The 18,704-nt window shown below is 37.7% G+C and carries 19 protein-coding genes, 1 tRNA gene and 3 pseudogenes; 6 read left to right on the forward strand and 17 right to left on the reverse strand.

The window, feature by feature from the left end:
- Positions 1 to 49: 49 nt before the first annotated feature.
- From EZY12_05615 to ndhL, 12 genes and pseudogenes are all read right to left on the reverse strand, one after another.
- Entirely contained in the window at positions 50 to 235 is a 186-nt protein-coding gene (locus tag EZY12_05615) for a hypothetical protein (protein QSX69138.1), read from the reverse strand.
- A gap of 249 nt (positions 236 to 484) precedes the next feature.
- A pseudogene (locus tag EZY12_05620) lies at positions 485 to 769 on the reverse strand (type I restriction endonuclease subunit R).
- 27 nt (positions 770 to 796) lie between these two features.
- Complete coding sequence (locus tag EZY12_05625; GenBank protein QSX69139.1) at positions 797 to 1,090, reverse strand: hypothetical protein; 294 nt, start codon at positions 1,088 to 1,090, stop codon at positions 797 to 799.
- 294 nt (positions 1,091 to 1,384) lie between these two features.
- Positions 1,385 to 1,753, reverse strand: coding sequence for a type II toxin-antitoxin system PemK/MazF family toxin (locus tag EZY12_05630; GenBank protein QSX69140.1), 369 nt, complete (start codon positions 1,751 to 1,753; stop codon positions 1,385 to 1,387).
- Positions 1,747 to 2,001 (reverse strand): ribbon-helix-helix protein, CopG family, encoded by a 255-nt coding sequence (locus EZY12_05635; GenBank protein QSX69141.1) that lies wholly within the window; start codon positions 1,999 to 2,001, stop codon positions 1,747 to 1,749. The genes EZY12_05630 and EZY12_05635 overlap by 7 nt, the downstream gene beginning before the upstream one ends.
- A gap of 243 nt (positions 2,002 to 2,244) precedes the next feature.
- Complete coding sequence (locus EZY12_05640; GenBank protein ID QSX69142.1) at positions 2,245 to 2,847, reverse strand: Uma2 family endonuclease; 603 nt, start codon at positions 2,845 to 2,847, stop codon at positions 2,245 to 2,247.
- Positions 2,848 to 2,986: 139 nt separating this feature from the next.
- A complete protein-coding gene (locus EZY12_05645; GenBank protein ID QSX69143.1) occupies positions 2,987 to 3,289 on the reverse strand; it encodes a hypothetical protein in 303 nt (100 codons plus the stop codon).
- Between the two features lie 32 nt (positions 3,290 to 3,321).
- Positions 3,322 to 3,516 (reverse strand): annotated as a pseudogene (locus EZY12_05650) (SAM-dependent DNA methyltransferase).
- A gap of 550 nt (positions 3,517 to 4,066) precedes the next feature.
- Positions 4,067 to 4,726: a heterocyst differentiation related protein gene (locus tag EZY12_05655; GenBank protein QSX69144.1), complete on the reverse strand. Its 660-nt coding sequence runs from the start codon at positions 4,724 to 4,726 to the stop codon at positions 4,067 to 4,069.
- A 232-nt stretch (positions 4,727 to 4,958) separates the two neighbouring features.
- A complete protein-coding gene (gene trpA, locus EZY12_05660) occupies positions 4,959 to 5,762 on the reverse strand; it encodes a tryptophan synthase subunit alpha (protein ID QSX69145.1) in 804 nt (267 codons plus the stop codon).
- A 71-nt stretch (positions 5,763 to 5,833) separates the two neighbouring features.
- Entirely contained in the window at positions 5,834 to 6,145 is a 312-nt protein-coding gene (locus EZY12_05665; protein QSX69146.1) for a DUF3007 family protein, read from the reverse strand.
- Between the two features lie 26 nt (positions 6,146 to 6,171).
- Positions 6,172 to 6,396, reverse strand: a complete 225-nt coding sequence (gene ndhL, locus EZY12_05670) for an NAD(P)H-quinone oxidoreductase subunit L (protein QSX70533.1) — start codon at positions 6,394 to 6,396, stop codon at positions 6,172 to 6,174.
- Between the two features lie 301 nt (positions 6,397 to 6,697).
- Between ndhL and EZY12_05675 the strand changes: the two genes are divergently transcribed.
- From EZY12_05675 to EZY12_05685, 3 genes are all read left to right on the forward strand, one after another.
- A tRNA-Leu gene (locus EZY12_05675) sits at positions 6,698 to 6,782 on the forward strand.
- A gap of 102 nt (positions 6,783 to 6,884) precedes the next feature.
- Positions 6,885 to 7,058 (forward strand): hypothetical protein, encoded by a 174-nt coding sequence (locus tag EZY12_05680; GenBank protein ID QSX69147.1) that lies wholly within the window; start codon positions 6,885 to 6,887, stop codon positions 7,056 to 7,058.
- A 401-nt stretch (positions 7,059 to 7,459) separates the two neighbouring features.
- Entirely contained in the window at positions 7,460 to 8,305 is an 846-nt protein-coding gene (locus tag EZY12_05685; GenBank protein QSX69148.1) for a polysaccharide deacetylase family protein, read from the forward strand.
- 163 nt (positions 8,306 to 8,468) lie between these two features.
- Here EZY12_05685 and EZY12_05690 read toward each other — a convergent pair whose 3' ends face one another.
- The 4 genes and pseudogenes from EZY12_05690 to EZY12_05705 form a co-directional block, all read right to left on the reverse strand.
- A complete protein-coding gene (locus EZY12_05690; GenBank protein QSX69149.1) occupies positions 8,469 to 9,683 on the reverse strand; it encodes a transposase in 1,215 nt (404 codons plus the stop codon).
- Between the two features lie 144 nt (positions 9,684 to 9,827).
- Positions 9,828 to 10,214: pseudogene (locus EZY12_05695) on the reverse strand (hypothetical protein).
- Positions 10,215 to 10,230: 16 nt separating this feature from the next.
- On the reverse strand, positions 10,231 to 10,749 hold the full coding sequence (locus tag EZY12_05700; GenBank protein ID QSX69150.1) for an HNH endonuclease: 519 nt from the start codon (positions 10,747 to 10,749) through the stop codon (positions 10,231 to 10,233).
- Between the two features lie 1,012 nt (positions 10,750 to 11,761).
- On the reverse strand, positions 11,762 to 11,920 hold the full coding sequence (locus EZY12_05705) for a hypothetical protein (GenBank protein ID QSX70868.1): 159 nt from the start codon (positions 11,918 to 11,920) through the stop codon (positions 11,762 to 11,764).
- A 72-nt stretch (positions 11,921 to 11,992) separates the two neighbouring features.
- Here EZY12_05705 and EZY12_05710 point away from each other — a divergent pair, with 72 nt between their 5' ends.
- From EZY12_05710 to EZY12_05720, 3 genes are all read left to right on the forward strand, one after another.
- The gene (locus EZY12_05710) at positions 11,993 to 12,328 is read left to right on the forward strand and encodes a hypothetical protein (GenBank protein ID QSX69151.1); all 336 of its coding nucleotides are present in this window, start codon (positions 11,993 to 11,995) and stop codon (positions 12,326 to 12,328) included.
- Between the two features lie 305 nt (positions 12,329 to 12,633).
- Positions 12,634 to 14,640, forward strand: a complete 2,007-nt coding sequence (locus EZY12_05715) for a GAF domain-containing sensor histidine kinase (protein ID QSX69152.1) — start codon at positions 12,634 to 12,636, stop codon at positions 14,638 to 14,640.
- A gap of 266 nt (positions 14,641 to 14,906) precedes the next feature.
- Positions 14,907 to 16,574 carry an AarF/ABC1/UbiB kinase family protein gene (locus tag EZY12_05720; GenBank protein ID QSX69153.1) on the forward strand — a complete coding sequence of 556 codons (1,668 nt, stop codon included), beginning with the start codon at positions 14,907 to 14,909 and terminating at the stop codon, positions 16,572 to 16,574.
- Between the two features lie 422 nt (positions 16,575 to 16,996).
- Here EZY12_05720 and EZY12_05725 read toward each other — a convergent pair whose 3' ends face one another.
- Positions 16,997 to 18,673, reverse strand: coding sequence for a GMC family oxidoreductase (locus EZY12_05725; protein QSX69154.1), 1,677 nt, complete (start codon positions 18,671 to 18,673; stop codon positions 16,997 to 16,999).
- Positions 18,674 to 18,704 lie beyond the last annotated feature (31 nt).

The following is an 18,704-nucleotide window of genomic DNA, read 5'->3' on the forward strand; positions in this document are numbered from 1 at the left end:
AATTTATTCCCTGGCTTCTGGCTTCTGGCTTCTGGCTTTATCAATTATTTTAATAAGTAGGTGTGGTGTTTTGCAGTTGGGTAATTAAGTCTTGTCCGCTTTTCGTGCGGTAGATGTTTTCGTTGACACCTAAAAAAACGCCTTCGATTTGGTCGTCCAGTTCTTCGCGGTCGGTGATAATTAAGACACGGGCATTAGGATTAAATTCCCGAATCCATTTGGTTAACCAGACCATTGTTAAGCTTTTTCCACTACCTTGAGTGTGCCAAATTATGCCACCTTCTTGGCGGTTTATGTGGTCTTGGGCGGCTTTTATGCCTAGATATTGGTGAGAACGACAGAGTTTTTTGATACCACCGTCAAAGAGAATAAAGTTATAAATGATGTCGAGAAAGCGGTGTTTTTCGCACAGTTGCAGCAGGTGTTTATCTAAAATTTCTGTGATATGTTGATGACTGTCCTCTTTCCAAGTTAAATAATATTTTTCTGAGGTTTTTGTTGTTCCATAGCGTAGTCCTTGGGTATCGTTACCTGCTGCGACTAATTGAATTGTATTAAAAAAGGATTCAATAAATAATGAGGTTTGATTGTCTAGGTTTTGACGGATAGCTTCGGAAACGCTGACGGTGCTGCTTTTGAGTTCGAGAACTGCTAACGCAATACCATTAATGTATAAAACTATATCCGGTCGTTTATTATTTTCGCCTTTAATGCTGACTTCTTCGGCGATATAAAAGTCGTTTTTTAAGGGTTCTTGCCAATTTATCAGGTAAACGCTTTGAGTTTTTTCACTTACTTAGGCTTTGATGTTGATACCGTAACGCAATAAGCCATAAATTTCTTTGTTGATGTTGTAGAGGTTTTGGGTTGTGTCTGTGGTGAGTTTATTTAGTTCGTGAAGGGCTTTGGTGATGATGTCTTGATCATATTTTTGGGTATCGCGTAAAAATGCGATGAGTAGGTCGGTTTCAACGTTGCTGTTATTCTCGCGTTTGTGCCAATTTCCTAAGTATGTATAATCTAGTTGTTGCTGGAATAATTGCACTACGCGGTTTTGGGTTGCGCGTTCTGGTTGTCCGACTTGACTCATTACGTTACTCTTTGTTAATGATGGTTGTTAATGATTTAGATATTTTACTTTGTATTAGTTTGTTGGTGTAATAGTATTTTTACGTAAAGATGCAAATAATATCTTATATGTTATTATTTAAGATAATTAACTAATTGAGCAAACCATAAAAACATAACTGAAAATTTCCAGGAGAACAAAATCAATGATCACTTTAGAAATGGCAATTGCTAAAATTAGATAGTGATTTTATCATTTATCGTAAACATCGCAATCAAATCATTCCTTTGATTATGCCAGATATGGTTTGAGGGTCTAATCTTCATCTAAAGTCCTTTCTTCTGGTTCTGTTACTATTGCTAAACCTGCTAAAATTTGTCTAATTCTTTCTTTAGATAATGTACCGATTTTCTCCGTTAATAAGGCTTTATCAACTGTAAAAATTTGTGATACATTTACCACGCTTTGTCTATCTAAATTGGCTTCTCCTAATTCTAATAAAATATTACCAATTGCTTTAGCTCGTCTCAAGTTAGAAGTTAATGCACAAACTATGACTGTCCTGATTTGAGAACGATTGAATAAGTCATTTTGAATAACTACATAAGGACGCAGATAAGCTGGTTCTGAACCTATCGGTTCTCCTAAATCAATCCAGTATATATCACCTTGTTTAATTACCATTCTTTTTGTTGTAATTTCCCTTGATGATGTCGCATTTCTTCTAACATGATTTGTTCTGGTTCATCTAAACCATCTGCATAAGCTTCATTGATACTTTCTAATATTTGATGATGTTTTTTACGGTGTAAATATTCCTCGATTGCAATAGCAAATAACTTACTCCGGGGTATTTTCATTTCAGTTGCTAAAGCGTTGACTTGATCATACAATGATTGTTCTATAGAAATGGCTGTTTTGATGCTGGTCATTTAGTTATACCTTTTTTATGACTCAGGGTATAACTTGATTTTACTGTGTTTCTATAATTTTGACAACCAAGAAACTAATCAACAGATATTGCAGGGGTTTAGCATTGCGCTTTACCCCTACCCCGACGCAGGATATGGGTTTTCTACTATATAGTTAAGAATTTGGTGCGTTACATTATCGTTTTAGCGTAGCTATAGCCGCAGGGCTATACACACCATACGTATCCTTAAATCATATTTATTTTATGGTATGATGTCATCTAGTTTAAGTTTTAAATCTGGAAATAAAGGAGAAAAAATACTATTTCCTAAACGATATTTTTCTTGTTGATATACTCCATTAATTAATTGACAAATTGTTAATGTCGGTTGTTTAGGATTGCCAATAAATTGGATTCCTCCTAATGCCCGAAAGTCTATTATCCAATATTCTGGTATTTCTAAAAAAGCATATTCTTCTATTTTTCTGGCATAATCAGCTTGCCAATTTGTACTTACAACTTCTGCAACTAATTTAATGGTATTCCCATTACAAATTATTGGTTCTTTTTGCCAAAGTGGTTCTTGATTAAGTTTTATTTTATCTAAAACTATGACATCTGGACGGAGGGCTGTAGCTAACGCAGCAGGAGGTTTAATTAAGCAGGTTTTGGGAATTAACCAGTTTAATTTATTATGAATAATCTCGGTGTAAATTCTGCCGGCAATATTTCCAGCAACTTCTTCATGGGGTCCTGTTGGTTCGGTGTCTCTGAGTTCTCCGTCAATTAGTTCATAGCGGGTATTGTCCCCATATTCAATTAAAAATTGCTCAAAGGTGAGGGTTTTTACTGGGGTGTAAGTCATAGGTTTATATTGTCTCTGACGTTGATTTTATTTTAACGAATATTTAAGCCAGGGAATAAATTCCCTGTCTAATAGCTGAAGTCGGTTAAAACCGACTATGTTTTTTATTTAGAATATTACCAGCATAAATTTTTAATTATCATAGTGATGATTGAGATGTAAGTTCTAAAGCAGCCGCTAATATATCATCATCAGATTCTAGCTGATCTAAATTATCTAATTTGATATGTTCTATAATTTGACGGTGAGCTATTTCATATTGAATATTTACTAAGGTGCGTGCTATTTGGTGGGTGAGTTTTTGCCAATCTTCAGATGATGCTGTTGCATCTATATGTTTTAATGCTGTGTAAGCTTCTACTGGTAAATGAGATAAAAATTTTAAGGCTAAAGTAATATTTTGGGCTGGTGTTGTTTCTGCTATTTTAGATAAATCAATCATTTATACTGCACCTAATCATACTTTTCATATTATACAATATCCTGAAAACCCCCACCTTCAGGGACTTCGATAGTGGCATCTTCCACACCTGCATATCTGTCAGAAACGTATTTAACAAATAATAAAACCAATACATAATTTTTATACTGAGAGGCATCCATACCCCCCCGCAATTCATCACAGCTTTTCCATAAAGAACTGTAAAGTTCACTTTTCTTTATTGCCATTTTGTGTAGTAGCCTCAGATCCCCGACTTATTTAATCAATCCTCTAATTTATCATATAGCGGTATGCACTTGAGTAATATACAATCAGCAAATCGTAAAGCCTGTAGGGACGCAGTCCCTGCGCCCAGGATTATATTTCATCTGCGTTTATCTGCGTTTATCTGCGTTTAATTATTATTATCTAGTTCCCAATCTCTGACTGGGAATGCTACCACAGATTAGGGAAACGAGAAATCAGGTATTTCCCAAAAAATATCCCCACCGTAGGGGTAAAGCAAGAGCCTCATAGGTGTCAACTTAACATAAAACCGATGTCCCGCCTGGGAATGATAGCGTAGCGTGGCGTAAGCCATATTCCCAGTCTAATAGCCAAAGTCATCTAAAGATGACTGAATATCTCGAAAATCTTTAGTCCACTAAAGTGGACTTGAGCTATTAGACAGGGAATTGATTCCCTGTCGGGTGTGGAAGCCAAGGGATAAGTAGGGGCGTATTGCAATACGCCCCTACTTAAGTTGACACCAATAAGCACTGCTAAATCCCTACCTGCTTAGTGCATATCGTCGTATTCTGCCGTTTCCACCCTTCTAGATTCCATCCGTGAGGAAGGTAAAAACTCAGCCCGACGCACGGGATTTAAAGACGGTGTTTGTCCATTGTAGGGATGAATTACCTGAACAGTCCGGGTAGCCCGCTGTTTGGGTGCAAATAAGGAGAGAACACCAGCCACCACTACACCCCCACCAATAGTCAACGTAGCACCACCCACAGCCCAAAGCATTGGTGAAGACCACCAGTTATTTTGTTCGGGTTGTTGCTGTGCAGTAACCATTTTTTGTTGATTAGCTTGTTGAGCTTGCCATTGCTGTTGAGTCCAGCTTTGAGCTTGTACCTGGAATTGTTGGTTTTGTAACTTTAGTTGTTCATTGTCAGTTTTCAACTTCTCTATCTGCATATTCATTTTCAGCTTTTCCATTTCTAGCCGCTGATCAGAATTAGGAGCGGTTGGGGGCTGATTAGAATAGACAGGTTGCCCATAATTACCATACTGCATAGGGGGCTGCATCATCTGGGGTGCCATGACTGTCCCCGGCATTTGGGGGCTGACAGCAAAGTTAGATGATAGAGGGGTATTTGTCCCTTTCAGCAAGACTAAAGCCGCTAACCCAGCTACCGCGACTCCGCCAATAAATGCCATACTTTCACTCATTGCTGTTACCCCTCAAATCCTAATGAACAGTAACTCAGTTGTAACTGATGCACTCTCTCACACATAATTTTTTGCCTACTTCGATATTATATTAAAAGTCAAGATAACCCAGTGTATTAGTTAGTTTTTTTTCTATCCTAAGATATGCTGTTATTATTTAAGACGATTACAGTCAAATTGTCCAGTAAAAAATAACAAAAAAATACACTGTCTCTCAATTTCTCTCTTGGGTTTAAGAGGGATTTTTGATGGCTGTCTTGAGACTTTGGCAAAATTGAGCGATCGCTTCTAATCCCTGTTCTGGTGTGCCTTCTGCCAGTCGCTTCACAATGGCACTACCGACAATTGCGGCATCTGCGCCCCATGCTTTCACTTGTCGCGCTTGCTCAACATCAGAAATCCCAAACCCAACACCGATAGGTTTATCTGTCACATGACGAATTTGCTGGAGCAAATCAGAAACTCGTCCTTGTAGTTCGGTTCGGATTCCTGTGACACCAGTAACACTGACCAAATAGATAAATCCTTGGGAGGCGCGAGCGATCGCTTCTATTCTTTCAGGAGAACTCGTAGGAGCTACCAATAAGGTTAAATCTATTCCCATTTCTGCCGCTGGTTTGATTAGTCCTGCTGACTCTTCCAAGGGCAAATCAGGCACAACTAAACCGGATACTCCAGCATCTTTAATTTGTCCCAGAAACTTATCCACGCCTCGATATAAAATCGGATTGTAATAGGTAAATAAAATAATAGGCGATCGCAAACTCGGACTAATGCCTTTGAGCATTTCTAATACTTGCTCTAAAGTAGTCCCCCGTGCCAAAGCGCGAGTAGCCGCAGCTTGAATCACTGGACCATCAGCCAAAGGATCAGAATAGGGTACACCCAACTCAATAATATCAGCGCCAGAATTATCTAGAACCTGCAAAGCCTTAGCTGTAGTTTCTAAATCTGGATCACCAGCCGTAATAAAGGGAATCAACGCGCATTCTTGATTCCGTCTCAAATTTTCAAAGCAACGAGAAATAGCAGTCATTTGGGCTAGTCAGTGGTTAGTGGTCAGTGGTCAGTGGTCAAGAAACAACTGACAACTGAACAATAATAACCCTAAACCTGAGATTCTTTGTCTTGTGCCATCTCAGCTTGAAGTTTGGCTAATTCTTCAGGAGAAAGTTCATCAAGACGCTTTTGCAAAAAAGCCGTTTCATAAGCTTCTCGTTGTTGATGGTAGGTCATTTTATTCCCCATTGCTCGGAAAAGATAGGTACATAACCAGCCAATTAAGCCAGCTATCAATAAAACTTGACTCCAGATACCAGCATTCTGACTATCTAACCCTACTAGCTGCAAACCCACATAAGCCAAGCCACCAGCTACAAAAACGCCGAAGCCAATACCAATCGCGTCAATACGTCGCATGAGTTTTATGACCTACCAAAACTTATTTAAACAATTTGTCGGGGACGGGGATTCAAATTCACAAACGGGGAGAGAACAAGCAACCCCGGAAAGAAAAAGAACACTAAAAAGTACATAAACACCCGTTCCACAGAACCACACGTATACCATCTTAAGTTCAAGTAGAAAAAGACAGCAATGGGTATTACCAGCAAATAAGCGCCAGCCAAACTCAGATACAGTAGTGCTACAACCATATTCCTTACCGCAATTTGAACTATATTTGGTGCATTCACTTCCTATCTTATGCTGAATGGCTGGTTTGAGGAAATCGGTAATTGTCTTATTTTCCATCTTCCCAAATCCCATTGCCCAAAAATCGAAACTTATGATATAGTTGTCTACAGCCGTTAAGCGCGAGCTACATGGCTAAATTAAGATTTTGTTTCGGTGCTAAATGTCAAATATTAGCGTTAGCAAATAAAATTCTCAAATCTACTTGCCAAAAAAAAGCAATTAGTGGTATAACAGACAAGCGGGTGAATAACGCCCCAAAAAACTGGATAACACTTCGGGAGTGTGGCGGAATGGTAGACGCTACGGATTTAAAATCCGTTGACTTTAAACGGTCGTGGGGGTTCAAGTCCCCCCCCTCCCATCTAAAAAATAACTAAAAATGTGCTAAAACGCTAGGTTGGTTTTTTCCAAAGGTTTTGTTTAGCACATTTTTTTTTGGAGCCTAACAACCTATAGCAATAATGTGCAAGATCCAAACACACGCTATGGGACGGCTATATACAATCCAGGATTTGCTCAAACTCTCCTCACTTTGGATGTTAAAGGAAAAAATGCCCTTTCTTTACAGAATTTCACCCAATTCACAGATAATAGTCAACGGCAAAACTATTCTTCAATTGAGAACTTTAAACGTTAAATCTCTCAATGTAGGATAATAAAGCGATCGCTCTCAATCAGCATCATAACGAGCAATCTAATATCTAAAGTAGAGATTTAGCAATGCTCATTGGTGTCAACTTAAGTAAGGGCGTATTGCAATACGCCCCTACCTATCCGTTGGCTTCCACACCCGTGGTGGGAATCAATTCCCTGTCTAATAGCTAAAGTCCACCCTTAGTGGACTAAGGAATTTTCCCGGTGTTTAGTCATCTTGAGATGACTTCGGCTATTAGCAAGGAACTTGAGTTCTCTGCGGGATGTAGGTTTTACGTTAAGTTGACACTTGTGAAGCTCTTGCTTTACCCCTACTAATAACCAAAATAGAGATTTTCTGTTAATACTATAAAAGTTCAAATTCCTATTCTGTAAAATATATCTATGTCGCCAAATTATAATTCAATTAATAACTACAACAAAACCATAAAAATAATTAGTCTTGCCACAATAGCATTATCTCTAACTGCTTGTACCAGCACCTCAATTACACCACAATTAAAAACAAACACTGAACCATTAAAACTTGCTATTCCTAATAATCAAGCTAATTCCAAATCACAGCCACCGGCTAAAGTTGAAAACCTGACTTTTACCGTTCCTGAAAAATATCAAGCCAAAACAGTTTATAAAGTTGAACCCAGCAATAAAGAAAAAGTCATTGCACTAACAATTGATGATGGTCCATGGCCAAAAACCACCGCAGAAATGTTAGATATCCTTAAACAAAATGATGTGAAAGCCACATTTTTTTGGGTAGGAAGTGCGTTACAGGAAAATCCCGAAATAGCTAAACGAGTTGTAGCTGAAGGCCATGCTATTGGTAATCATACCTGGCATCATTGGTATCGAAATATGGATGAAGCCACAGCCAAAAGTGAAATTGAACGCACAAATGACCTAATTTACAAAACTACAGGTGTGAAAACATCCTTTTTTCGTCCTCCAGGAGGCTATTTAAACAACGGATTAGCCACTTATGCTAAAAGTAAAAAGAATTCCGTTGTTATGTGGTCAGTGACTTCAGCAGATACAGATCCGCGCGCAAAATATCAAGTCTTTATTAAAAATATTCTCAGAGATGCTAAACCCGGCGCTATTGTTTTAATGCACGATGGTGGCGGAAATCGTGAAAGAACGGTAAAAGCCTTGCCAGAAATCATTAGCGGACTTAAACAGCAAGGCTACCGATTTGTGACAGTTCCTCAACTCCTGGAAATGGAGCATTGAGAATTGATTTTGGGCGCTGTGCGCGTGCGTAAGAATTAATTTTGGGCGCTGTGCGCGTGCGTAAGAATTAATTTTGGGCGCTGTACGCGTGCGTAAGAATTAATTTTGGGCGCAGGCCCTGCGCCCCTACAAATGGGAAATTTACTCATTGACACTCTCAGGGCTAAAGCCGCTGAGATTCTTTGATCAAAGACATGACTTGCTCGTCCAGGATTTCTCCAGCACAAGTAGAGGTCTTATCTCCCAAAGCGTTGCTCATGTCTAGCATGAAAGTTCCGGTATGCCCTACCGTACTCAATCCTCGACTTAGGATATTTCTAGCTGCATTTTCATCTCTATCCATCACACAACCGCATTTACAAATATGCGTTCTGGTGGATAGAGATTTTTTGACAATTTCACCACAGCCAGAGCATTCTTGGCTTGTATATTGCGGATTGACCGCTACTGTGACTCTCTTGAATACTTTCCCGAAATATTCAAGCCAGACACGAAACTGATACCAAGATGCGTCGTTGATAGACTTGGCTAGACAATGATTTTTCACCATATTTTTAATTCTCAAATCTTCGTAGGATATCAAGTCGTTTGACTGAACTACGCACCGTGCTAATTTCACAGCATGGTCTTTACGTTTCCTACTTATTTTGAGGTGGCGTTTACCTAAAATCTGTCTAGCTTTGCCTCTATTTTTTGAACCTTTGACTTTTCTGGAAACACGACGTTGTGAACGTTTAAGAATCTTTTCTCCAATACGCAGAAATTTAGGATTCTCAATCATCACACCATTGGAGTCAGTGTAGTATTCTTTCAAGCCTACATCTAATCCAACTGTATTTCCTGATGGAGTTATATCTTCTTGGCGATTAACATCAATGCAAAACTGACAATAATAGCCATCAGCCCGTTTAACTAACCTAACTCGTTTAATTTGATTTATTTGATAAAAATGCAAATCACGAGTCCCTTTGATCTTTAATCTACCAATACCTTTTTTATCAGTGAATGTGATAGATTTACGATCTTCTGAAAGCTTCCATCCTGATGTTTTGTATTCGACAGAACGGCAGTCTTTTTGAAACTGAGGATATCCCTTTAATCCAGGAATATTCTTTTTACAGTTATCGTAAAACCGAGAAATAGAAGACCATGCTCGTTCGGCGCTGGCTTGTCGTGCCATTGAGTTAAGTTCATTAGCGAATGGAAAATTAGCCGCCAAAACAGCGCAATATTTCTGCAAGTCGTTTTTGCCCGTATCTTTTACGTCCATCCATAGCCGAATACAGCTATTCCGAACGAATTGAGCGGTGCGAATTGCATCATCTACTGCGCTAAATTGAACTGATTTCCCGTAAGTTTTGAACTCAAAAACTAGCATCGCTTTTACCTCCAACCTTATACTACTCTTCATGGCGTAAGATTGTCAAGATATTTAGCGGTACAAGATTTAAATAGGTTAAAACCTATCGTGTCGCTTATATCTCTTTCTCTGAAGCCACTGAGCTTTACGCTTACCGGATACTTCTGTAACGACGGCAGCACAGACTTGAGCCTCTTGCCAAAGTTTGTCCAAAATAAACTCCGCGCTATAGCTCATAGTCGTGACAAATACACCTACAGCATCATTATTGCCATCACATAACCAAGAACCTTCCAGGGTAACTTCTAGGTATTCAGTATCACAGTTAGATAAGCAGATGATTTCACTGTCATGGTGCTTCAATTCCGTCTTCAGTCTTTCTACTCCTGGCAAATCAAGAGGTAGCAAAAAGGAAGCTGTCGTGGGTTCAACACGCAAAGCTTGACTGACACGCAGTGCCAAAATCACCCTTTGTGCTACCCATGTTTCCAGAGATTGAGTGAGACACTCTAAATAAAAACCATTTTCCGTGTAAGTTAATTTCAGCATTCCTCTTGCTCTCCTGTTATTCCAGGTTTGCTTGCATATCAATCCAAAACTTCTCAGCAAATGTCACAGTCGGATGAACAGGTGCTTTAGGTAATTTCCGCAAGGGCATCCCAGCTTCAGCAGGTGTTTTATCGCCTTTACGAGAATTACATTTCGCGCAAGCTATGACTACGTTATCCCAAGTATGTCGGCCGCCTTTAGATCGGGGGATGACATGATCTAGGGTGAGATGTTTGTTAGTACCGCAATATTGACAACTGCTATGATCTCGTCGCAAAACCTCCCGACGATTCACCGCTGGAACTTTCCACATTCGTTCTGTCGCAGTAATTTTTAAGCGAATGTGTTTGGGTACAGAGAGGACAAATCTAGATGAGTGAATCAACCAACCTTCTTCTGTAGAAAATTCCAATGGTTCGGCTTTATTGCTGACTAGCAACACTATCGCCCGCTTGATATTTACCCGACACAGTGGCAAGTAATTCTGGGAAAACACGACCACAGATTGCTCTAATACTTGGATTGCGCTGATCACAGCCTGACTCCTTATCAAAAAACCCTCGCTTCTGTTTTAGACATAGCGGGGGTTAACAATTGACCTGATGGTTTTTCGTCTTATTTTGGTACAGCATTTTTTTGCTTTTACCTTTTGATGTCCTATTCTTTGCTCCCGCGTTTGATCTCTATTTGTGATTTTGTATTCATTGACACTCTCACCGTCTTTAGACACTGAAATTATTTAATCAATGAGCCGACTTGTTTAAGCAGGATTACTCCAACAAAAATAGAGGTCGATTCTCCTAAAGCGTTAATGACCGTATCCCTACCGGACTCGATATTGACATTTTATCTTTTACCAAATCTAGCTTTCCTAAACTGCAATACCGTTAGGTATGACTACGCACTTAACAAATCTAGTTAAGTTTTTACGCTGTTTAGTTATACTTAAATTATGGAGTTGCTCCTATTATATCACATCTACTGCGACCAGTTAATTTCTTACGTGACTAAAGTCACTCGAGTCGCTTATATCTCAGGTCTAAAGACACTGAGCTTTACGCTTACTGGGTAATCTTGTAAATTTATGTTGGGATATTTAAAATCATAAAACTTCGCGGGATGTGGGAAACTCAGTCACAAAGCGTGCTGAGAGGGAAACGGCACGAGCGGTAATAAAGGCAGTCAGTCTTTGCTTAACCATTACCGCCTTGGAGTTGTTCGATTCGGTGTGCTTTTGTATTGCACTTTCAATGGGACAATTACCATTTCAAATTTCACAACCCTGTACGCATAATGTTTTGCTCAATAGAGCCTCCCATTTCTGGGGTGATGTTAGCAACGACTGCGTTATAAGAGCTTGTTAGGCTGAAAGCACTGTTCCAGTGACTTTAGAACTGTTTAACTTACAGCGACAGAGCGGGGAACTAGCTTCGCATTCCGAGGTGTCGTGACTCAAATAACGGCTACCCTTCGACATCGCTTGTGGGTGGTCTGGTCAGTACAGCTTGTTTGATTTCTCTTACAAGCTCAATCCCTTTAGGGTTGAGTTACTGACAATTGCCTTTTGTGCTTTGCCCTTGATGTTGGCTATTTTTACCCATAAATGAATACTCCACCTCCGCAGCAGCAAATTCCCAACTGCCGGGGCATTTGGTAGCTTGTGAAGAAGTAGAGATGGGATAAATAGATTTCACAGAAAATTTCACTTATTGAACATTCCTTTAAACATACTACACTTGTATTACTATCCTGTCTATACCTTATAAGGAGAAAAAATCATGCAGACCATTACACGCACCCCAACAACTGATATGGAAGTTACCAGTATTCGTCTAGAACGGGAACTGAAAGAGAAACTCAAAGATATCGCTGGTAATCAAGGATATCAATCTCTAATTCGAGATATCCTCTGGAATTATATCCAGCAAAAATCAGGTGAGTGGAAACCCCGTTTTTCTAAATCTGATATTCGCGCTAGTATTGCTGCTGTGGCGCAACAGGAAGAGTTTTGTGTCCTCACGGGTAAATTAATTGAATCGCAACAGCCAATGTTATTAGGATTGACGAGGAATGGTGATATGGTTCCTCTGTGTCTTGAGAGTTTAGCTGGCTAGTACAGTAATTATAGTTAATTTTACCCAGATGCTACCCTGGTAACTGGGTAAAATACCAATTTTGAGATTTATTTAAGACAATTTCCCAGATCAAGTCAGGTTTACCGTGTAAATTCGGATGCAAAGCATGAGATTTCCGGGTTAATTATAAAGGAATTACGGTTTATATCTATTTCAAGAGACAGGATATCCTAAATGCCAGATTCACTCAATATCAAACTCTCAAATATTATTTTCACCATAACTGTTAATCAATTTATGGTTCTTGAGGAATAACAAAAGTATGATCTAAAGATGGATAACCAATGAGAAAACCTTTATTATCACCGCAAAAATATATAAATAATGGACAACAACTACATACATCTTCAGGTAATATGATGCAGCGCCAAGAGGAAATTGCTGATATTTTACCACAAAAGATTAATAAAATTATTGCTAATAGTTCGCTCACATCCTCCATTCTACCAGACATTGCTCATGCCATAGGAGTAACATTTAACATAGACTTTTGCTTGGTTACAGCAGTAAGTGATACATCTGGTGAAACGATAACGGCTTATTGGTGCAGTGAACAATTTTTGGGTCTATCACAAGTTAAAGAGATATTAGCTGATAAAGAATTGCTGTTTGAGTTACCCGTGGTGCAATGTGCAGATCAAAAATTAACTATTGAGGATATTTCTCTTATTCAAAAAACCTTAGTCAGTGGTTGGCAAGATATACCACTACCAATGAAATCTGTTTTGTCCATTTCTACACGATTTAATGGTCAAAGTAATGGCGTAATTAGTCTGATTAAATTCCAACCTTATCAATGGCAAGAATTAGAAATTAGAGGATTACAATCAATAAATTCATGTTGTGCCATCGCTTTTGTGCAAATAGCACAATTACAGATTTTAGCTACTCAAAAACAACATCTACACAAGGCTAATCAGCATCACAATTTGATTCAACAATTAACTATCTTTAATCGGAGTAAATTGGGGTTGAATCAAATGCTCCAGTTAGTTATTACTTCCACGGCTCAAGCCTTAGAAGTAGATCGGGGGTTATTGATTTTATTCAAATATGCAGATCCATTATTTAGAAATCTTCCTCAGCAGCAAATACCCAAGGTTAAAGCAACTTTAGTAGGAGCATGGACTAAGGACACACATACTACCGCTATTGGTGAATTAGATAACTTGGAGCAGTTTTTCTGGGTATCTGATTGTAGTTTATGTCAGCTTTTATTTACAGATCCAGGAAAACCAATCATGACTAATAATTGTACAGATAAAAATACTAGTAATCCTGCTGCTTTGTTTGCAATTGAAGAGTTTCCGCAGACGATGCTAATGCCTTTAGAAAGTCAAGGTAAAGTTTTAGGATTTGTAGTTTTACAACAAGCTACTACCCGCAATTGGGAAACAACAGACTTAAATTTCATAGAAATGCTTTGCGCTCAATTAAGTGTTGCTGTCATTCAGTCCCAAACATTACGACAAGTGCAAACTTTAGTAGATGAACGGACCCAACAACTCAAACGCAGTTTAGAAGTACAAGCAAAATTGTATGAAAGAACTCGGCAATATGTAGAACAACTACAAAAACTTAATGACCTCAAAGATGAATTTGTCAGCAACATTAGCGATCGCTTGCGCTATCCTTTAACAAATATGCTCATGTCTATTCGTAATTTACGTCTACCTGGAATATCTCCAGAACGTCAAGACCGATATTTAAACATCTTAGAATCAGAATGTACTAAAGAAATTAACTTAATTAATGACCTGTTAACCCTCAAGAAACTGGAATCTCACCAAGAAGCACCACAATTTGAAAGTCTAGATTTAAATACTAAGATTCAAAACCTCCTCACTTCCTTTGATCAACAATTTATAGATAAAGAATTAAGTATTTCCGTAGAATTACCGAATCAGCCTTTAAAGCTGCAAACAGAAGTAGAAAGTTTTGATCGAATTATCCAAGAACTATTAACCAATGTTTGTAAATATTCGGAGCATGATACAACTGTTCGGGTAAGAGTCACTCACCAAGTTGCAGATGAACTTGATCAGGCTATTATTAGAGTGACAAATACAGGACAGGGAATATCTGAAGAAGAAGCAGCTTATATCTTTGATAAATTCCGTCGTGGTAAAGGCCGCTGGATTCCCGGAACTGGCTTAGGACTTGCTTTGGTGAAGTCTTTAGTGCAACATCTTCATGGAGCGATCACTGTTGAAAGTGTTTCCATTCCTGATTCCCAACTCAGTGAAATTAGTTTTACACTAACTATTCCCCTATCTTCTCCACCTAATTAGCTTGTATTTCCAATAACTGACCACAATCTCCCCTAAAAAAGAATTTGAAGGTAACTGTTGCAGTGGTAGAAAACAAATAACTAAAAATTACCTTTAAAATCTGATAAATTGAGTGACATGGAAAAGTAGTGCCTAAATCAGATAGAGCATATCCTCCTGAAATATTCTCATAATTCTGACTTGGTGAAAATAACTTAATTTTTATAAATTGATTTTTTGTTTTTTTCGTTTACTTTCAACACACTGGACGCTTATTGTTTTTATTTATGATCGCAAAATCTAAAAAATTTCGTTGGCAAAAAACTAAATATTCGGTTTTATCTCGACAAATAGACATTTTCATGGCTGCGGGTAAATTTATGTTATATCTTTGGTGGGATAGTATTTTTCCCCAAGATTCTTTACAACATCAGAAAAATCGCGCCGCTTGGTTGGTTAATACTTTAATTGATTTAGGACCTACTTTTATTAAAATTGGTCAATCTTTATCAACCCGTGCTGATTTATTACCTTTAGAATATATAGAGGCTTTGGGAACTTTACAAGATCAAGTTCCCGCTTTTAGTAGTCAAGAAGCCATGAGTATGATTCAATTAGAATTAGGTAAACCTGTTCAACTTATCTATAAAGAATTTGAATCTAATCCTTTAGCTGCTGCTAGTTTAGGTCAAGTTCATAGAGCTAAATTATACACAGGTGAAGATGTAGTTGTTAAAATACAACGTCCAGGTTTAGAAGCTTTATTTAATTTAGATTTTAAGATATTATTACAATTAATTAAATTTTGTAATCGTTATTTTGTGGGAATGAGGAAATATAATTTAAACTTAATTTATGATGAATTTTTTAATTTATTATTTCAGGAAATTGATTATATTCAAGAAGGTAAAAATTCTGATAAATTCAGAGAAAATTTTCAGGGACATTCTCACATAATTGTCCCTAAAGTATATTGGCAATATACCACTACTAAAATATTAACTTTAGAATATAAACCGGGAATTAAAATTAATGATAAAGCTACATTACAAGCCTGTGGTATTAATCTTACTAAAATAAATGAAAGGGGTATTAGTTGTTATTTAAAGCAATTATTACAAGATGGATTTTTTCAAGTAGATCCTCATCCAGGAAATATGGCAATTAATCCAGATGGTAGTATTATTTTCTATGATTTTGGCATGATGTCAGAAATCGGAACTTTAGATAAAGATCAAATGATTAAAACTTTTTTTGCTATCTTAAAAAAGGATAGTAATGAAGTAGTAGATACTCTCATAAGCATGGGATTAATTGAACCTATGCCCAATATGACTCCAGTTAAAAGATTAATCACATTTTTATTAGATAAATTTACTGATAAACCCTTGGATGTTAAAGCATTGGGTGAGGTAAAAAGTGAACTTTATGAAATGTTTGAACAGCAACCATTTCGCTTACCGGCTCAAATGATATTTATTCTTAAAGCCTTAACCACATTAGATGGTATTGCGAGAACTTTAGATCCTCAATATAATCTTACAGCATCAGCCCAACCGTTTGTCAGAAGCATAGCAATTACAAAAAGTAAAGGCAATGCGATAGCTCAATTAAGTAAACAAACTAAGGATTTTCTGCAATATCAACTCACAAAACCGAATAGAACCGAAGTTTTATTTAAAAAATTAGAAGAAAGAGTTGAAAGGGGAGAGTTACAATTAATAGTTAAAAATGTTGAAAGCGATCGCATATTAAGACGAATTTATCTAGCAGTCAAAGCCTTAATCTATGCTTGTTTAACCGGATTTAGTCTTTTATCAGGATTAATCTTGATGATCAATAAGTATAATAATTGGGCAATAGCGGTTTTTTGTATATGTGGTTTTTGCCTGTATTTATTGGTGAGATCACTAACGAAATTAGCAGTGAGAGAGAAAATAGAAAAAATGGGTTAAGTCGCACTTGCCTAGGATGTTACAGCGGTTTCCGCTCTTATGAGGTACATCTTAGCCCCCTCATTGCTTGCGGGGAGGGGGTTGGGGGTGGGGTTCTTGTACCTCATAACATCGGGAAGTGCTGTAATTTTGTGGGTGACAGTCAGGGCAATTTATTTGTCAAAATTAACACCCTAGTGGTCTGTCAAGAACTAATTGACGGGTTCATTCGTTGCCGTTTTGATTCTTCCTTCTTCCTTCTTCCTTCGTGTCCTTCGTTCCTATATCCCTCCGGGACGCTCCGCGAACGTGGTTCGTTTCTTATCCGTCAAAATTTACTTGACAGACTACTAGGACGAGCATGAAAGTAAAGTACCAAAGACTTAACGGCAATATAAAAGTTTAACTTTATTCGATTGGTACATGATTAAATTTCAAGTCCCTTAACCTATTTTTATCTCTTTAGATAAATATAATGCCAAACGATGAGCTAAAGCCATAATTGTCAACGTATAGTTCTTTTCGGATATTTCAGGAATAACGCTGCCATCACAAATGTAAAGATTTTCGTGGTCGAATGACCTTAAATTTTTATTCAAAACTCCTTCATAACTATTGTTGGCCATGCGGCACGTACCAGCATAGTGAATTGAGTTTCCCGGCTTGGATGTATACGCAAACATCACAGTTCCTGAGCATTTGCGGAGGATCTGCTTCCCGTAGGAAATCATGCTTTGCTGCATACGAAGGTCATTTTCTGTTACTTCATAATCAACATCAACTTTGGGAATTCCATAAATATCTAGCTCTTGACTGGGAACAACACGGTTTGATTTCTTAACTTCAGGTTTGCCTTGAAAAAGTATGACAGCATAGCTTTTAAACAGTAATTTTGCTAGATGCTTTTTCATCCAACTTGGACAAGTTTCCAATCCATCTAAATAGTAAGGTCGTTTAGGATATGAATTATGGTATTGCGCCATATACCCACCGCGAAAGTTTTTATTATCAAACAAAAATCGAGGTAGTAATATATTATCTCCAAAACCAACATCATATTTTTCTTGCCTGCCAATCAGCTTCAGTAAAGAAGTACCTACGTTGGCCTTAATATTATCTTGCAGGTAACATCCTAAAGTTTCGGAACTATTTGCATATCCTTGTGGGAATAAATCATCGTGAGAATTAAATAGGATTCTTGGTGTTTCCATAGCACCAGCAGCTAGGATAAAAATCTTAGCCTCAATTTGAAATCTCTGGGACGTTTTAATATCTATATATTCGACAGCAGAAATTTGATGAGAATCTTGTTTCCTTTGCAAACGGATGACTTTACAGTTATATCTAATTTGGTAGTTACTTCTGTGAATTATTTGTGGAAGTAAATGGCTAGAAAACTTATACATACTTCCAGAACTACAGCCATAATGACAAGCACCACAACTTTGACAATGATGAGCAACTTCTGGACGTGTTTCCACCGCTTTCCGATTGGGAATAGCTTTAATATTCACACCACTGACTTTTTTTACGGCTTCCATCACAATTTTGTCAGCAGGACGCAGTGGTTTGGCTGGAATAAATTCTCCATCTGGTAAACAATCGAGACCTTCTTTAGTCCCACAAACACCTATTAATCTTTCAACTGCTGTGTAATGATCTTCAACATCGGCGTAGCTAATTGGCCAATTTGAATTAGAATCTCCGTAATCTTGACCGCGAAAATCTCTTTCTGAATATCTTAGGCAAACACCATTCCATAAATTTTGCTTGCCATTAAGTCGAAAAATCTGATGGTTACGAAAAACTTCTGCGGAACTGGATGAAGTCGACAATATGTCACTTTTAGCATACAGTTGATTTGCCTGAAAGTTATCATAGTGAAATGATTCTGGTTGGTCTAAAGGCCAAGGCATATCAGCAGCAATTCCGAAATTTTCCTCATGTTCAGGATTTAATTGGTTTGAGAAGTAATTGTTATCAATTTTTTCTCCATGTTCTAAGGAAATTACTGAAAAATTATTCATTGCTAACTGATGTGCTAATATTCCTCCTGCTGCACCAGTACCGACAATACAAATGTCCCATTTTTTTCCTGGAAAATTATTATCTAGGCTCATATTCACACTCAGAAATTGTTTATAAAGTAAA

The sequence above is a fragment of the Dolichospermum sp. DET69 genome, assembly GCA_017355425.1.
GTDB lineage: Bacteria > Cyanobacteriota > Cyanobacteriia > Cyanobacteriales > Nostocaceae > Dolichospermum.

What these genes read in the sequence shown, in the direction of transcription:
- EZY12_05640 (QSX69142.1), bottom strand. Translation starts at nt 2,847, where the DNA reads ATGACTTACACCCCAGTAAAAACCCTCACCTTTGAGCAATTTTTAATT.
- EZY12_05710 (QSX69151.1), top strand. Translation starts at nt 11,993, where the DNA reads ATGCAGACCATTACACGCACCCCAACAACTGATATGGAAGTTACCAGT.
- EZY12_05630 (QSX69140.1), bottom strand. Translation starts at nt 1,753, where the DNA reads ATGGTAATTAAACAAGGTGATATATACTGGATTGATTTAGGAGAACCG.
- EZY12_05645 (QSX69143.1), bottom strand. Translation starts at nt 3,289, where the DNA reads ATGATTGATTTATCTAAAATAGCAGAAACAACACCAGCCCAAAATATT.
- EZY12_05635 (QSX69141.1), bottom strand. Translation starts at nt 2,001, where the DNA reads ATGACCAGCATCAAAACAGCCATTTCTATAGAACAATCATTGTATGAT.
- EZY12_05715 (QSX69152.1), top strand. Translation starts at nt 12,634, where the DNA reads ATGAGAAAACCTTTATTATCACCGCAAAAATATATAAATAATGGACAA.
- EZY12_05690 (QSX69149.1), bottom strand. Translation starts at nt 9,683, where the DNA reads ATGCTAGTTTTTGAGTTCAAAACTTACGGGAAATCAGTTCAATTTAGC.
- EZY12_05655 (QSX69144.1), bottom strand. Translation starts at nt 4,726, where the DNA reads ATGAGTGAAAGTATGGCATTTATTGGCGGAGTCGCGGTAGCTGGGTTA.
- EZY12_05725 (QSX69154.1), bottom strand. Translation starts at nt 18,673, where the DNA reads ATGAGCCTAGATAATAATTTTCCAGGAAAAAAATGGGACATTTGTATT.
- EZY12_05615 (QSX69138.1), bottom strand. Translation starts at nt 235, where the DNA reads ATGGTCTGGTTAACCAAATGGATTCGGGAATTTAATCCTAATGCCCGT.
- EZY12_05685 (QSX69148.1), top strand. Translation starts at nt 7,460, where the DNA reads ATGTCGCCAAATTATAATTCAATTAATAACTACAACAAAACCATAAAA.
- EZY12_05625 (QSX69139.1), bottom strand. Translation starts at nt 1,090, where the DNA reads ATGAGTCAAGTCGGACAACCAGAACGCGCAACCCAAAACCGCGTAGTG.
- trpA (QSX69145.1), bottom strand. Translation starts at nt 5,762, where the DNA reads ATGACTGCTATTTCTCGTTGCTTTGAAAATTTGAGACGGAATCAAGAA.
- EZY12_05665 (QSX69146.1), bottom strand. Translation starts at nt 6,145, where the DNA reads ATGCGACGTATTGACGCGATTGGTATTGGCTTCGGCGTTTTTGTAGCT.
- EZY12_05720 (QSX69153.1), top strand. Translation starts at nt 14,907, where the DNA reads ATGATCGCAAAATCTAAAAAATTTCGTTGGCAAAAAACTAAATATTCG.